13 protein-coding genes and 1 pseudogene are annotated in these 13,907 nt (G+C 68.3%); 10 read left to right on the top strand and 4 right to left on the bottom strand.

Annotation, left to right across the window (positions count from 1 at the left end):
• Together D1832_RS14675 and D1832_RS14665 are read right to left on the bottom strand one after the other, a co-directional pair.
• The coding region (locus D1832_RS14675; RefSeq protein ID WP_147362738.1) for a transposase at nucleotides 1-129 on the bottom strand (129 nt) is incomplete at its 3' end.
• A 647-nt stretch (nucleotides 130-776) separates the two neighbouring features.
• The gene (locus D1832_RS14665; RefSeq protein WP_118915125.1) at nucleotides 777-2,087 is read right to left on the bottom strand and encodes an MFS transporter; all 1,311 of its coding nucleotides are present in this window, start codon (nucleotides 2,085-2,087) and stop codon (nucleotides 777-779) included.
• A 365-nt stretch (nucleotides 2,088-2,452) separates the two neighbouring features.
• On the opposite strand from D1832_RS14665, the gene D1832_RS14660 reads away from it, so the two are divergent.
• Nucleotides 2,453-3,943, top strand: a complete 1,491-nt coding sequence (locus tag D1832_RS14660) for a DEAD/DEAH box helicase (RefSeq protein ID WP_118915123.1) — start codon at nucleotides 2,453-2,455, stop codon at nucleotides 3,941-3,943.
• Nucleotides 3,944-4,032: 89 nt separating this feature from the next.
• Here the strand turns inward: D1832_RS14660 and D1832_RS14655 are convergent, their stop codons facing one another.
• Complete coding sequence (locus D1832_RS14655; RefSeq protein ID WP_118915121.1) at nucleotides 4,033-4,995, bottom strand: patatin-like phospholipase family protein; 963 nt, start codon at nucleotides 4,993-4,995, stop codon at nucleotides 4,033-4,035.
• 79 nt (nucleotides 4,996-5,074) lie between these two features.
• Between D1832_RS14655 and D1832_RS14650 the strand changes: the two genes are divergently transcribed.
• From D1832_RS14650 to D1832_RS16290, 8 genes and pseudogenes are all read left to right on the top strand, one after another.
• Nucleotides 5,075-5,836 (top strand): sulfite exporter TauE/SafE family protein, encoded by a 762-nt coding sequence (locus D1832_RS14650; RefSeq protein ID WP_241511038.1) that lies wholly within the window; start codon nucleotides 5,075-5,077, stop codon nucleotides 5,834-5,836.
• 34 nt (nucleotides 5,837-5,870) lie between these two features.
• On the top strand, nucleotides 5,871-6,344 hold the full coding sequence (locus D1832_RS14645; RefSeq protein ID WP_118915120.1) for a DinB family protein: 474 nt from the start codon (nucleotides 5,871-5,873) through the stop codon (nucleotides 6,342-6,344).
• Between the two features lie 19 nt (nucleotides 6,345-6,363).
• Nucleotides 6,364-6,696, top strand: a complete 333-nt coding sequence (locus tag D1832_RS14640) for a YnfA family protein (protein ID WP_118915118.1) — start codon at nucleotides 6,364-6,366, stop codon at nucleotides 6,694-6,696.
• A gap of 100 nt (nucleotides 6,697-6,796) precedes the next feature.
• On the top strand, nucleotides 6,797-7,468 hold the full coding sequence (locus tag D1832_RS14635) for a CDP-alcohol phosphatidyltransferase family protein (protein ID WP_118915117.1): 672 nt from the start codon (nucleotides 6,797-6,799) through the stop codon (nucleotides 7,466-7,468).
• Nucleotides 7,465-7,938 (top strand): VTT domain-containing protein, encoded by a 474-nt coding sequence (locus tag D1832_RS14630; protein ID WP_118915115.1) that lies wholly within the window; start codon nucleotides 7,465-7,467, stop codon nucleotides 7,936-7,938. Before D1832_RS14635 ends, D1832_RS14630 begins: the two co-directional genes overlap by 4 nt.
• 75 nt (nucleotides 7,939-8,013) lie before the next feature.
• Complete coding sequence (locus tag D1832_RS14625) at nucleotides 8,014-8,886, top strand: oxidoreductase (RefSeq protein ID WP_118915114.1); 873 nt, start codon at nucleotides 8,014-8,016, stop codon at nucleotides 8,884-8,886.
• A 188-nt stretch (nucleotides 8,887-9,074) separates the two neighbouring features.
• Nucleotides 9,075-10,588, top strand: a pseudogene (locus D1832_RS14620) (neutral/alkaline non-lysosomal ceramidase N-terminal domain-containing protein); the annotation flags it as partial.
• Between the two features lie 72 nt (nucleotides 10,589-10,660).
• Nucleotides 10,661-11,131, top strand: a complete 471-nt coding sequence (locus tag D1832_RS16290; protein ID WP_346027033.1) for a neutral/alkaline non-lysosomal ceramidase C-terminal domain-containing protein — start codon at nucleotides 10,661-10,663, stop codon at nucleotides 11,129-11,131.
• Nucleotides 11,132-11,196: 65 nt separating this feature from the next.
• On the opposite strand, the gene D1832_RS14615 is transcribed toward D1832_RS16290, so the two are convergent.
• Nucleotides 11,197-12,135 carry an alpha/beta fold hydrolase gene (locus tag D1832_RS14615; RefSeq protein WP_182434820.1) on the bottom strand — a complete coding sequence of 313 codons (939 nt, stop codon included), beginning with the start codon at nucleotides 12,133-12,135 and terminating at the stop codon, nucleotides 11,197-11,199.
• Between the two features lie 137 nt (nucleotides 12,136-12,272).
• Here D1832_RS14615 and D1832_RS14610 point away from each other — a divergent pair, with 137 nt between their 5' ends.
• Nucleotides 12,273-13,343, top strand: a complete 1,071-nt coding sequence (locus tag D1832_RS14610; RefSeq protein ID WP_118915126.1) for a flavin-containing monooxygenase — start codon at nucleotides 12,273-12,275, stop codon at nucleotides 13,341-13,343.
• The last annotated feature ends 564 nt before the right edge of the window (nucleotides 13,344-13,907 follow it).

The raw sequence follows: 13,907 nt of genomic DNA, 5'->3' as shown, positions 1-13,907 counted from the left end.
TTGGCGGATCCACTTGTGCAGCGTGACGGGGTGGATGTCGAGTTCGTAGGCGACCTGCGTCACTGGCCGCCCGGAACGGGCCAGGGCGATAGCTTGCTGGCGGAACTGGACGGGGTAAGCGCGAGGCATGCTCGTGAGCCTTCCACTCAGGCCTTCGTGTAGCCAGATTTTGTGGAAACCAGGGTGGGGGTCACGTCATCACCTATCGGAACAGCCCAGACCTGTGCCCCAGCGACGAGGAACAGACCCCCGCCGCGTGGAAAACTCTCCACTCCAACCTCGAAGCTGACTGGTAGCCCTGCACGCTGTAGCTAAAACCTCCGTCTGAGCAACACGGCGGCATTGCGGCCGCTCACGCCTCAGAAAAATGTGCTGGTCCGATGGGAGGCCTGATCAGTAGGCTCGCCGTTATGTCAAGACCTGAGGGGTTCGATTACGTCGAACGAGCTGGTGAAGTGATCATTACGCATCGCGGCAAGCAGGCGACGGTCTTGCGGGGCGTCAGAGCGGCCTCCTTCTTAGAGGACGTCGAAGCGGGCGACCATCAGGAGCTCATGGCGCGCCTGACAGGCAACTACCGCAGAGGAAACGAGCGTCAAGCGCGTCAACACCCTCGAAACCGATCCCGTTGAGGTGCCAAGTCAGGGCTTTGGCGATCCCTGACACGTGCGTAAACGGTCGTTTCTGCCACGCCGGGCTCTGGAATCCGGGGAGGCGCCGGACTCCAGAGCGGCAGAACTCTGAACGGTCATTGACTGGCCTCGACCGTCGGTGGCTCAGTGCTTATCGGGCTCGACGACGTTGGGGGCCGTTTCCTTCTGGTACCAGACGACCGGCAGCACACAGAGCGCGACGACGGCGATCATCGCGCCGGGGGCGGGCTTCCAGTCGGTCATCTCGATGAGGCGCTCGCCGACGAGCGGGGCGAACCCGCCGAAGATGGCCGTGGCCGTCGTGAAGCCAAGGGCCATGCCGGACATGCGCGCCTTCGACTTGAACTGCTCCGCGATCGTCGATGCGGCGACGGCGCTCCAGCCACCGGCGACGGCGGCGAGGACGAGGGCGCCCGTGAGTGCTGCGCCTCGGCTGCCGGAGGCCATGAGCTGGAACATCGTCAGCGACGTCACCGCGGCGAGCACGCCGAAGATGAGCAGGAGCGGGCGGCGCCCGAAGCGGTCGGCGGCCATGCCCGCGAAGGGCGTCACGAGGATGACGGCGACCGCGGCTGCGGTACCGAGCCACAGGGCGTCGCTCTCGCTGAACTTGCCGGCGTTCTGCAGGAAGGTCGGCGCATAGCCGATGCCGACGTAGTAGGTGATCGAGCCGAGCGCGGAGATAGCGAAGCCGCGGGCGACGGCGCCGGGCTCGACACGCAGCACCTCGACGAGGGGGTTCTTCGCCTTGTCGTCCTCGTCCTCCTCCTCGAAGACGGGCGACTCGTCCATGCGCGAGCGCATGAGGAGCGTGGCGCCGGCCATGATCGCCCCGATGAAGAACGGGATGCGCCAGCCCCACGAGTCGAGGTCCGGGCCGGTGAAGAACGACGTCGTGAGGGCGGCGAGACCGACAGCCATGAGACCGCCGACCTCACTGGCCGCCGAGGCCAGTGACGTGATGAATCCGCGACGCTTCGGCTCCGCACCTTCGACGAGGTAGGTGATGACGCCGGAGTACTCACCGCCGACGCTGAAGGACATGAGGCAGCGCATCGCCATCATGAGCCAGCCCGCCGTAGCACCGATCGACGCGTAGGTCGGCAGCAGTGCGGTGACGAGCATCGCGACCGTCATGAGCGCCATCGAGATGAGCAGAACCGGCTTGCGCCCGATCCGGTCGCCGATGTGACCGAACACCGCCGCGCCGACCGGGCGCAGCAGGTAGGTGAATGCGAACACGAGCAACGTGGCGGCGGTGCCGCCGGTGCCGCCCCCGAAGAAGACGCGGGAGATCACCGTCGTCATGTAGAGATACAGCGTGAAGTCGTACCACTCGATGATGGTCGACATGCCGGCCACCGTGAGCGAACCACGGCTGATGGGCGGGTGATCGTCCAACCGACGGGCTGGTGTGTGGGCGATGGCGGCCATCGAATTCCCCTTGTGCTGTCGGCGTCCTCGACACGCGGATCGCGTGCCGTCAGGTTCTTCGGGCGGGCGCGGTGGACGGATTGGTCTGCGTGCAGCCTAGGCACGTGTGCGGTGCGTTGCCCAGCCTATGGGCACACAAGGAAGGGCGCCGACGGCTACGATTCACGCGTCCGGGGTGCCCTGGACGTGAGCGGCGGCACACAGGAGTCTGCCTGTACAGCGCGTAGACTAGCCGTTCGAGCAGGTGGCCGGTCGGCCGGAGGCGACGTTTCTCGCCCGTCGACCAGGTGATCGTGAGAACAACGAGTTCGCCTGCGACGCGAGGTGTTACGCCTCGCGGGTGAATCCACTTGTTCGGAGATTTCTTGACTTCCTTTGCCGATCTCGGCGTGCCCGCCGTCCTGACGAAGACGCTCGACAAGCTGGGCATCACCACGCCCACCCCCATCCAGGCCGCGACGCTGCCCGACTCCCTCGGTGGCCGTGACGTTCTCGGCCGTGGCCGTACCGGCTCGGGCAAGACGTTCGCGTTCCTCCTGCCGCTCGTCGCTCGTCTCGACGAGACGCGCTACGAAACGCGCACGTACAAGCCGCGTTCGCTCGTCCTCGCACCGACGCGTGAGCTCGCCAACCAGATCGCCGACTCGCTGCGTCCCCTCGCCGAGGCCGCCGGCCTGACCTACACGACCGTCTTCGGTGGTGTCGGCCAGAACCCGCAGGTCAAGGCGCTCGCCGCCGGGGTCGACGTTCTCGTCGCGTGTCCCGGACGCCTCGAGGACCTCATGGGTCAGGGCTTCTGCAACCTCGAGGACGTCGAGGTCTGCGTGCTCGACGAGGCTGACCACATGGCCGACATGGGCTTCCTGCCCGGCGTCAAGCGCATCCTCTCGAAGGTGCCGAGCGACGCTCAGCACCTGCTGTTCTCGGCGACGCTCGACAACGGCATCGACGTTCTCGTCAAGAAGTTCCTCACGAACCCCGTGACGCACGAAGCCGATTCGGCCAGCTCGCCGGTGGCGACGATGGAGCACCACGTGCTCGCCGTCGACAAGGACACGCGCATGGACGTCCTCACCGACCTCGTCTCCGCGCCGGGGCGCACCGTCGTCTTCACCCGCACCAAGCACGGCGCGAAGAAGCTGTCGAAGCAGCTCGCCGCCCGCGGTGTGCCGTCGGTCGACCTGCACGGCAACCTGTCGCAGAACGCCCGCGTGCGTAACCTCGACGCCTTCCACTCGGGCAGCGTTCGCACGCTCGTGGCCACCGACATCGCGGCGCGCGGTATCCACGTCGACGACGTGTCGCTCGTCGTTCACGCCGACCCGCCGGCCGAGCACAAGGCCTACCTGCACCGTTCGGGACGTACGGCACGCGCCGGCGCGGCGGGCACCGTCATCACGCTCATGACGCCGGATCAGCGCGGCGACGTGAAGTCGCTCCTGCGCGCGGCGAAGATCACCGCGACGACGACGTCGGTCGATGGTGCGCACCCGCTCCTGCAGGAACTCGCGCCCGGTGAGCGTTCGCTCCTCGACGCCAGTGCCGTGGCTGCGGCGATGCCGAGTGCGCCCGTCCAGCAGCCCTCCAAGAAGGGCGGCTCGCCCTCCGGTGGTCGCAGCCGTGGTGGTCAGGGCGGTTCGGGCCGTTCAGGTGGCCGGGGCGCGCAGGGTGGCCAGCGCGGTTCGGGCCAGAAGCGCGGCGGTTCCGGCCGCGGTGCGTCGCAGGGTTCGAGCGAACGCGGCGGCCAGGGCGGCGGAGCCCGCAGCGGCTCGCGCCGTAACGGGTCGGCCACGGGTGGCCGCAGCGGTGGGGGAGCGGCGTCGTTCTCCGCGAACTCGCGCAGCGGCCGACGCTGACGCGGCAACGTTTCTTCCGAACAACGAACGGCCGGTGAGGATTCACTCCTCACCGGCCGTTCGTCGTCTGGGAGGCCGTCTGGAGCGGGTCAGTGAGGCCCGTGCGAGGCTTCCGAGGTGGAGGAGCGCGCGATGTCTGCCTCGTCGAGCAGGTCGGCCATGATGCGCCGGCCGTCCTCGACGGCGCGGCGCTGAACGTCCTCAGCCCGGCCGACGACGGAGATGCGCGCCACGTCGGCGGGTGGTGAGACCTGCAGGATGCGCGGGTCGTCGTACATGAGCGACTCGAGCTCCACCTTGCGTTCCGCGCGACGCTTCCACGCGCCGGCCGAACCGGGCGCGTGCCGCGTCATCCACCGCGCCACGAGCTGACGTTCGATGCGCTTGTCCGGGGAGATCTCCAGGGACGGCGCCTTCGTACGAAGCACCAGCACGTGCGTCGCACCCTGCTCGAGGGCGGTCTCGATCGGCACGTTCTCGCTGATGCCGCCGTCGATGTACAACTCCCCGTCGATCTCGACGGGCGGCCCGCCCAACACGGGCAGGCGGGCCGTGGCCCGCATGGCGTTCTGCAGACTCGCCTTGTCGCGGATCGTGTTCGCGAGGTCGACCGATTCACCCGTCGCTGCGGCCGTGGCGATGGGGTGATACTCGACGTCGCTGGCGAGAATCTCCTCGAAGCCCATCGGCGTGACGTTCTCGTACAGGTCGTAGACGATGACGTCGGTGTCGACGACCGGCTTTCCGCGCAACGCGTTGCGCGGTCGGATGGTAGCGTTCATGCTCTCGGGAGCCCACCAGCCGTGGATGTTGGCTCGCGCCCGCCCGCACACGAGCCAGGCCCCGCTGAGCGCTCCGGCCGACGTTCCGTAGACGGCGTCGACGGCCGGGAGAAGGTCACGCTCCTCCATCTCGGCCACCATGCCCCCGCCGTACGCGGCACGTGAACTGCCGCCCTCGAGGACGACAGCGAGGCGCGCGTCGTCGTCACGCGAGCCGGGCGTGGAGCCGGCCGCCAGTCGCCGCCGGAGGAGATCGAGTACGTCATGCACCGGCTCATTGTGACGACCTGGTCCGTGCCTCACAAACGGGGAATCCTGTGGCGCACGTCCATCGGTGTTCAATGGTCTCGTGGACCTCACCGTGACGACGCTCGCTGCCGTCACCTGCGCCATCCTCATCGGTGCTGTGCTGCAACGACTCTCGGGTTCCGGCATGGGTCTCGTCCTCGCCCCGACGCTCACCCTCGTCATGGGAGCGGCCACCGGCGTCCTGCTCGCGAACGCGACGACGACCGTCTCGGGGCTGCTGCTCACCCTCACCCTGCGCCGCCAGGTGGATTGGCGCCGCGCCGCCGTCATCTGTGCGTGTGTCGTGCCCGGCGCGGTCGTGGGCGCGCTCGTCGTGAGGGCGGCGTCGGCCGCGTGGCTGCAGGTCATCGTGGGTGCGGCGGTGCTGGGCGCCATCGCGTTCACCGCGCTCGCCGATCGCCTCGGCCACCTGCCGCACGTCACCCGCGCCTGGCCGACGCCCGTGGCCGGCGTTGTCGGCGGCTTCTTCAACACGGTCAGCGGGGTGTCCGCGCCGGTGCTCGTCATTCACTCGCGCCTGACGCGTTGGGAGCACACATCGTTCGCGGCCACGCTCCAGCCGATCTTCATGACGATGGGTGCCGTCTCGGTGGCCGCGAAGGTGCTCCTCGGCTCGACGGGCGTCCACGAGTTGCCGCCGCTGTGGCTCCTGCCGTACGTGGTCGTCCTCGTGCTCGTCGGTATCGGGATGGGAAGCGGGCTCGCACGCCACGTTCCGACGGAGCGGGCCAAGGCGCTCGCCATGCTCCTGGCCGGCATCGGCGGCGCGAGTGCGCTCGTGCGCGGCCTGCTCTCGCTCTGACGGAGCCGCTCACGAATCCGGCAGACTTGGGTCCATGGACGAACGCGCGGTGCTCATCGCCTACCTCGAAAAGCAGCGTGGCCACGTGCGTGCCAGCCTCGAGGGACTCGACGACAACGCCGCCCGCAGGGCCCCGCTTCCCTCGGGTTGGAGCCTCCTGGGTGTCGTCCACCACCTCGCGCTCGACGTCGAGCGCTTCTGGTTCCGCTGGGTCATGGCCGGTGAAGGGGTTCGGCTCGCTGACGACGCGTGGCAGGTTCCCGGGCGCGAAACACTCGCGACTGTCCTCGACCTGTACGAGCGCGAATGCCGCGCGGCCGACGCCGTCATCGCCGCCATGTCACTGGAAGCACGTCCGCTGCAGTGGCGCGACGCGTGGGGCCCCTGCCACGTCGAGAACCTGCGCGATGCGCTGCTGCACGTCATCACGGAGACAGCCACTCATGCGGGCCATCTCGATGCTGCGCGAGAACTGATCGACGGACGTCAGCACCTCGTGCTCGAGTGACGCCTGAGACGATGCAGGCATGACGATCCTGCGTTCCGTCGCCCTGTTCGCCCTCGCCGCGCTCACCGAGATCGGTGGCGCCTGGCTCGTGTGGCAGGGCGTGCGCGAACACCGCGGTTGGGCGTGGATCGGCGCGGGTGTCGTCTCGCTCGGCATCTACGGATTCGTGGCCACCTTGCAGCAGGACGCGAACTTCGGGCGCATCCTCGCGGCCTACGGCGGGGTCTTCGTCGCGGGCTCGCTGCTGTGGGCGATGGCGCTCGACGGCTTCCGCCCCGACCGCTACGACATCGTCGGCGCACTCGTCTGCCTCATGGGCGTCGCGGTCATCATGTACGCGCCCCGCGGCTGAACGGGAGGTTGCGAACGCGTCTCGACGCCGCGTGGCGTGCGATTGGGACGTTCGTGCGTGTCATGATCGCCTCGTCGCACGCACAGGAGACGAGGTAGGCATGACGCTGGTGGAGCGCTACGGTGCCGACCCCGCCGCCGAACCACTCTGGACCCCGGCAACGGTCATCACGTTCGTGCGTACCATCGCCTCCCTCGCGGTGGCGGCGCTCGCCGTGGTCAGACGTGACGAGCACCTCCTGTGGGCGGCGCTCGGCATCTACTGGGTCGGCGACATCCTCGACGGTGCTGTCGCTCGCAAACTCGGATGCGAGACGCGCATCGGCGCGGTCCTCGACATCCTGTGCGACCGCGTCAACTGCGCGCCCGTCTACCTCGGCCTCGCGTGGCTGCACCACGATTTCGTCGTGCCGATCTTCATCTACCTCTTTCAGTTCATGACGATCGACGCGTTCCTGTCGATCGCGTTCCTCGCCTGGTGGGTGCGTTCGCCGAACTACTTCTTCGAGGTCGACCGCACGATCTTCACGTGGAACTGGTCGAAGCCCGCGAAGGCGGTCAACTCTGCGGCCGTCGTCGTCCTCATGCTCCTCACCGGGTCGATGTGGGTGGGCCTCGTCATCGCGCTCGCGCTCGTCGTGCTCAAGGTCGTGTCGTTGCGCCGGCTCCTCGCGATCGGCCTGCCGATTCCGCCGTTCACCGGCGCAGCGGACTCGGCGCCGGAGACCGGAACCACCGGAACCAGTGGAGTTGCCGGAACGAGTGATCGGTGACGGCGCTGCTCCTGGCCTTCGGGGTCGGTGTCGCGTCGGCGCTGCTGCCGTTCTTCAACGTCGAGGCGTATCTGCCCGTCATCGGGCTGCGCTCCGACCCTGCGCTGACGGTAGGGCTCGCCCTCGTCGCCGCTGCCGGTCAGACACTCGGGAAGGTCGTTTGGTACGTGCTCGGTGCACGGGGCACCGAGTCGGCGTGGCTGCAGAAGAAGCTCGACAAGGGCAAGCGTCGGGAGACGTACGAGCGGTGGTCGAACCGGCTCACGCAGCAGCCGCTGCTGTCGACCGGAATCATGCTGGCGTCGTCGTTCGTCGGGTTGCCGCCGCTGCTCGTCATGGCGGTCGTCGCGGGCAGCGTGCGCATGAGCATGACGATCTTCCTCTCCACCGTCCTCGTCGGACGATTTGCGCGTTTCTGGCTGCTGCTCGAGGGCGCTTCCGCCCTGTGGCACCTCGACCTGTTCGGCTGACGAGGCCCGTCCCGCCCACCGAAATCGAACGGACGCCACCTTTCGTCGACCGCTTGCGAGTAGTCGAATAGAGCCATGACGACTTACGAACTGGCAGGGCATTCCGTCGCTCGCGTCGGGTACGGCGCCATGCAGTTGCCCAGCCCCGGCGTGTTCGGGCCGCCACGAGACCACGACGAAGCCATCGCCGTGCTCAAGCGCGCGGTCGAGCTCGGCATCAACCACATCGACACGTCGCAGTTCTACGGGCCGAACGTCTCCAACGAGCTCATCCGTGAGGCGCTGCACCCGTACGCCGACGACCTCGTCCTCGTGTCCAAGATCGGTGCCCGCCGCGACGAGCAGGGCAACTGGCTACCCGATCAGCACCCCGACGCCCTCAAGGCAGCGGTTCGCGAGAACCTCGACACCCTCGGCGTGGAGCGCCTCCCCGTCGTCAACGTGCGCGTCATGCCGAAGGACGAGATGAGCGACCCGGGCACCGAGTACTGCCCGCTCGATGACCAGCTCGCCGCCATGCAGGAACTGGTCGACGACGGCCTCCTCGAGCACTTCGGCGTGAGCAACGTGACGAGGGACGAGGCCGCCCGGGGGATCGACGCCGGCGCCATCTGCGTGCAGAACCCCTACAGCCTGCTCGCCCGCGACGACGAGGCCACTTTCACGCTGTGCGCCGAGCGAGGCGTGGCCTACGTGCCGTTCTTCCCGCTCGGTTCGGCCTTCCCGGGCATGCCGAAGGTGACGGAGAACGAGACCGTCAAGGCCATCGCCGAGGAGCGCGGCATCACGCCTTCGCAGGTCGGCCTCGCGTGGCTGCTCGGGCGCTCCGAGAACGTCCTGCTCATTCCGGGCACCTCGTCGGTGGCGCACCTCGAGGAGAACTGCGGTGCGGGCGACGTCACGCTCGAGCCCGGCGACATCGACGCGCTCAACGCCATCGGCGCCTGACCGGTCTTCCGGGCGCCACGTGAGCGACCGCGTCGGGGGACACCCGGAGCGGTCGTCCAGGTTTTGGTGACATTTCCCCTAATTGATCGCACGTCCGGGATAACCTGTGCGGGTCGTTGACGTGTCGTGCGTCACAGAGGCAGGCGAACGGACTGCAGAAGCAGAGCAAGCGGGTCTCGGCGCTCGCGATGATGGGCGCTCTCGCCGTCACGGCGGGTTCGCTCGCCGGGGCTCCGGCGGCGTCGGCCGAGTCGAACGCCCCGTACCTCGTGGGTGCGGGCGTCTACGACATCACCGGCGCGGTGGCCGAGACCGGTGCTTTCGGATACGCGGCCAACCAGGAGATGAACGGCCTCCAGGAGCGCCTGTACTCGCACGCCTACGTCATGGGGGACCCGAAGACGGGCAAGCGTGTCGTCTTCGTCAGCGCCGACGCAGGTGCCATGTTCCAGTCGGTGAAGCTGGCGTCGTCAACAAGCTCAAGGCCAAGTACGGCAGCCGCTACGACGACTCGAACGTCATGCTCTCGGCCACGCACACCCACGTCGCCAACTCCGGCCAGTCGCACGACAAGCTCTACCAGATCGCCGGGGCCGACAAGTCGGGCTCCGGCTACGACCAGCGCAACTTCGACGCCATGGTCAACGGCATCGTCGCCTCCATCGAGCGCGCGGACGCCAACGTCGAGCCGGGCAACATCTCCGTGACGAGCGGCAACCTCTCGGGCGCGACGAAGAACCGCTCCGCGAAGGCGTACGAGGCGAACAAGGACGCCGGTTCCTTCGACTCGAACGTCAACGAGACGATGACGGTGCTCGAGCTGACGTCCGCGTCGGGTCAGCCGGTCGGAATGATCAACTGGTTCTCGACGCACCCGACGCAGTTCTCGAAGGACACGACGCACATCAGCGGCGACACGAAGGGCCGCGCGCAGTACGAGTTCGATAAGAAGATGAAGTCCGACCCGGCGAAGGCCAAGACCTTCGTCGCGGCGTTCGCCAGCTCGGACGAGGGCGACGTCGTCTCCACGCAGGGCAACTCGAAGTCGGCGCCCGGCTTCGGTGGTTCGAGCGACGACTTCGTCAACACCGAGATCGACGGAATGCGCCAGTACACGCGGGGCGAGCAGCTGTGGGGCGGCCCGTCGACCCCGGTAACCGGTCCCATCGACTCCCGTGGGCGTTGGGCCAACTTCGCCGACTACACGGTCAAGGGCGAGTACACGCAGGGCGCCGGTGACAAGAAGCTGTGCAAGCCCGCTCGCGGTTGGTCGTTCGCGGCCGGCGCCGAGAACGGCCCGTCCGACATCCCCGGCATCTACGAGGGCATGACGAAGGGCAGCTTCAGCGTCACCGACAAGTACAACAAGATCGACACCTCGGCCCTCGGTGGGCTCACACGCTTCGCGCTGGCGTCGCTCACGACGATCCTCGGTGCCGACGACGCGTGCCAGGAGGAGAAGGCCGTGCTCCTGCCGGACGGCAAGCTCGGTATGGCCCCGACGGCGGCTCCGGTGCAGATCCTGCGCATCGGCAACGTCGCGCTCGTCGGTGTTCCGGCCGAGGCCACGACGATGAGCGGTCGCCGTATCCGGGCCGAGGTGAGCAAGCAGCTCGCCGGTACGGGCGTCGACAACGTCGTCGTCGCGGGCCTGACGAACTCCTACATGGGCTACCTCACGACGCGTGAGGAGTACGCGAAGCAGCACGACGAGGGTGCCTCGACGGAGTTCGGCCCGAACCAGCTCGGTGCCTTCCTCCAGGAGTACTCGGGCCTGGCCAAGGCAATGCGTGACGGTACGAGCGTGAGCAACCAGGTCACGCTGACGACGAAATCCGGTGGCGCGTCGCGCGCCGGTGTCGTGCTCGACGACAAGCCGCTCAGCCAGTCGTTCGGCCAGGTGCTCACCCAGCCGAAGGCCTCCTACTCGCGTGGCGAGACGGCGACGGCGGTCTTCCGCGGCGGTCACCCGAAGAACGACTTCCGCACGCAGCGCAGCTTCCTCGAGGTGCAGCGCAAGGAGGGCTCGCAGTGGGTCACCTACCTCACCGACCGCGACTGGGACACGTCCTACACGTGGAAGCGCGAGGGCGCCTCGTACTCGCGCACGACGGTGGACTGGCGCATCTGGGGCGACGTCCCGGCGGGCACCCACCGCCTCGTGCAGACGGGTGACTGGACGAACGGCTGGTACGGCAAGGTGTCGCCCTACACCGGAACCTCGCAGGAGTTCACCGTCAACTGACCTGTGGACGCACCTCGGCCCCGCAACGTTCGCCGTTGCGGGCGAGCTGTGTTGGTGCGGCTGGTTCAGTCGGCCATGTCGGTGGCGTGGCGCTGGGTGACGATGCCGCGCGCGATGAGCGCGTCGTCGCCGCGCACCATGCCGGCGACGTTCATCGCGACGCCGCGCACCCGCATGGCGGGGTGGCGCGGTTTGCTCGGCGGCTCGAGCTCGCGCACGGCTTCCTCGCCCCCGTCGTGGAGCAGGCAGAGCTTCGCCACCTCGTGCGCGTGGCGGTACATGACGGAGTGCGCGGCGCCGTCGACCTCGACGGCTCGGCCGCGAGGAACGAGCTCGACGAGGCGCTCGGCCCACTCGCGAGGGCAGTTCGCGTCGTGGTCGCCGCGCACGATGAGCGTGTCGGCCTGCACGGCGCCGATGCGCTCCTCGATGCGGTAGCGCATCATGCGAGGCAGGGTCTTGAGGATCCAGCGCGGGCCGCACATCGCGTACGACATCCCGACGAGCACCCGCACCGCGCCCGGTTCGTAGAGCGCGGAGTGCGCGAGGCGAAGGATCTGCTGGGGGATGGTGCGGGCGTCGGCGTCGATGACAGGGCCGATGAGGACGAGCGAGGTGAGCTCGGGGCGGCGGGCGGCGAGCTCCGTGGCTACCTGAGCGCCCATCGAGTGACCAATGACGACGGGGTCGTCGAGGCCGAGGTCGTCGATGACGGCGCCCGCGATCTCGGCGAAGTCGCCGATGTCGAGCGCGCGGTCGCGGTGACGCACCCCGCCGAACCCGGGCAGGTCGATGGCGTGGACCGAACCGGTGGTGTTGAGGTCCGCCGCGAGGCGTACGTAGTAGTTCGAGGCGACGCCGATGCCGGCGAGCAGGACGAAGTCCCGGCCTGCCGGACCCTTGAGCGTGGTGACGCGGGCCTGGGTCGTGCCGCGGCGCACGCGACGGACGGTGACGTTCTCGCTCTGCACCTTCTCGTCGGCAGCAACGGCCTGTGCGCTCACGTGTTCGTCACCCTCTGCATGTCGTCTCGATGGGGTGGCCTTGCCGATCGCCCCACTGCCCAAAGAGCCTACCCGGCGGTAATCAGTGCGGCCGGTGACGGCATAACCGCACGATCGGCGGCGTTTTCGTGTGCGTGATCCACGATTCCCTCGTCATCGGAGCCGGTCAGGGTGGCCTGGCGTCGTCCTATGCGCTGAAGCGGCGGGGCATCGAGCACGTCGTGCTCGACCGCGATTCCGGCCCGGGCGGGGCGTGGCAGCACCGCTGGGACGCGCTCACGATGGACGACGTCCACGGAGTCGCCGACCTGCCCGACTCAACCGCGCCCGGGCGCTCACCGGAGCGGGCGAACGTCGTCATTCCGGAGTACTTCGGTGAGTACGAGAGCGAACACGACCTGCCGGTCGAACGGCCCGTCAAGGTGACGCGCGTGGAGGCGGAGGACGGGGCGCGGCAGGGCCCGCTCGTCCTCACGGCCGACGACGGCCGTACTTGGCGGACGCGGACGCTCGTCAACGCGACGGGCACGTGGACGCGACCGTTCGTGCCTGCCTACCCGGGCGCGTCGAGCTTCGCGGGCGAGCAGTTCCACACCGTCACCTACCCTGGCCCGGAGCACTTCCGCGGCAAGCGGGTGGCCGTCATCGGCGGGGGAGCGTCGGCGGTGCAGTTCATCGGTCAGATCGCCCCGATCGCCGACATCGTGTGGGTGACGCGGCGCGAACCTGTCTGGCGCGACGGGTTCGACGGCCTCGAGGTCGTCACCGGCATCGAGGAGCGCGCGGTGCAGGGGTTGCCGACGCAGAGCGTCGTCTCGGGTACTGCGCTCAGCCTGCGGCCACAGGAGTACGAGGCGTCGCGGCTGGGCGCCTACGACGGGCGGCTGCCGATGTTCGAGCGCATCGAGCCCGAGGGCTTGCGTTGGGCGGACGGCCGGTTCGAGCGGGTCGACATCATTTTGTGGGCCACGGGTTTCCGGCCCGCGATCGACCACCTCGCGCCGTTGCACCTGCGCTCGTCAGCCGGTGGCATCGCGCTCGAGCGGGTGCCCGGCAACATTCAGGGCGCGACGACGGCCGCGCTCGACCCGCGGATCCACTTCGTCGGCTACGGGCCGTCGGCGAGCACGATCGGAGCCTCCCGCGCGGCTCGTCAGGCGGCCCGGGCGGTGGAGAAGTACCTCGCCGAGGACCGATCGCGAGACTGACGTCCGCGTGCTGCGTTTCGCCCGATCTTGGGAGTTGTTCAGCCGACCGGCCCGCCCCGCCGTCCCGCCGAAAAATTGTAGGTTCCCGCTCGGCTTGTCCGAGCGACAGGGCCTCTGACCTGCGGTGGGACAACTTTGTGGGACGCGTTCCGTCCCACTAAGTTGTCCCGTTCTTTGCCTTGCCTGCCGAGTTGAGCCGAGCGGTGAGGTGTTGCCTGGCGGGTGCCGCAGCGCCATGCTGAGCCGATGGTCAGCAGATTGGGCTACGACACGGACGCAGACTTTGAGTTGCTGCGTCACACATTGGCGGTCACGGAGTCGTACAAGCCGATGCTCGACGCCTTGACGTGGCCTTCGCATGAGAGTTCGGAGTTGGCGCGGATCGACTCGCTGGTGGGCAGCAACATCACGGTGACCGAAACGTGCATCACGGGACAACGCACTGCCGTTGGGTGCGTCTTACACGGCTCTTCACAGATGAGGGTGTAGCGGTGGTGTGACCTGGGGCGGCGCGTCGGTGTCGGGGTGAGGCGGACCTACCACCGACGCCGACGGCAAGACGCC

This window comes from Dermacoccus abyssi (genome assembly GCF_003515945.1).
GTDB lineage: Bacteria > Actinomycetota > Actinomycetes > Actinomycetales > Dermatophilaceae > Dermacoccus > Dermacoccus abyssi.
The sequence above is the reverse complement of the archived record's forward strand: the minus strand, read 5'-3'. Positions and strand labels throughout refer to the sequence as shown.

Coding starts and splice junctions, on each gene's coding strand:
- D1832_RS14665 (WP_118915125.1), bottom strand. CDS start 2,087: ATGGCCGCCATCGCCCACACACCAGCCCGTCGGTTGGACGATCACCCG.
- D1832_RS14645 (WP_118915120.1), top strand. CDS start 5,871: ATGGACGAACGCGCGGTGCTCATCGCCTACCTCGAAAAGCAGCGTGGC.
- D1832_RS14640 (WP_118915118.1), top strand. CDS start 6,364: ATGACGATCCTGCGTTCCGTCGCCCTGTTCGCCCTCGCCGCGCTCACC.
- D1832_RS14635 (WP_118915117.1), top strand. CDS start 6,797: ATGACGCTGGTGGAGCGCTACGGTGCCGACCCCGCCGCCGAACCACTC.
- D1832_RS14625 (WP_118915114.1), top strand. CDS start 8,014: ATGACGACTTACGAACTGGCAGGGCATTCCGTCGCTCGCGTCGGGTAC.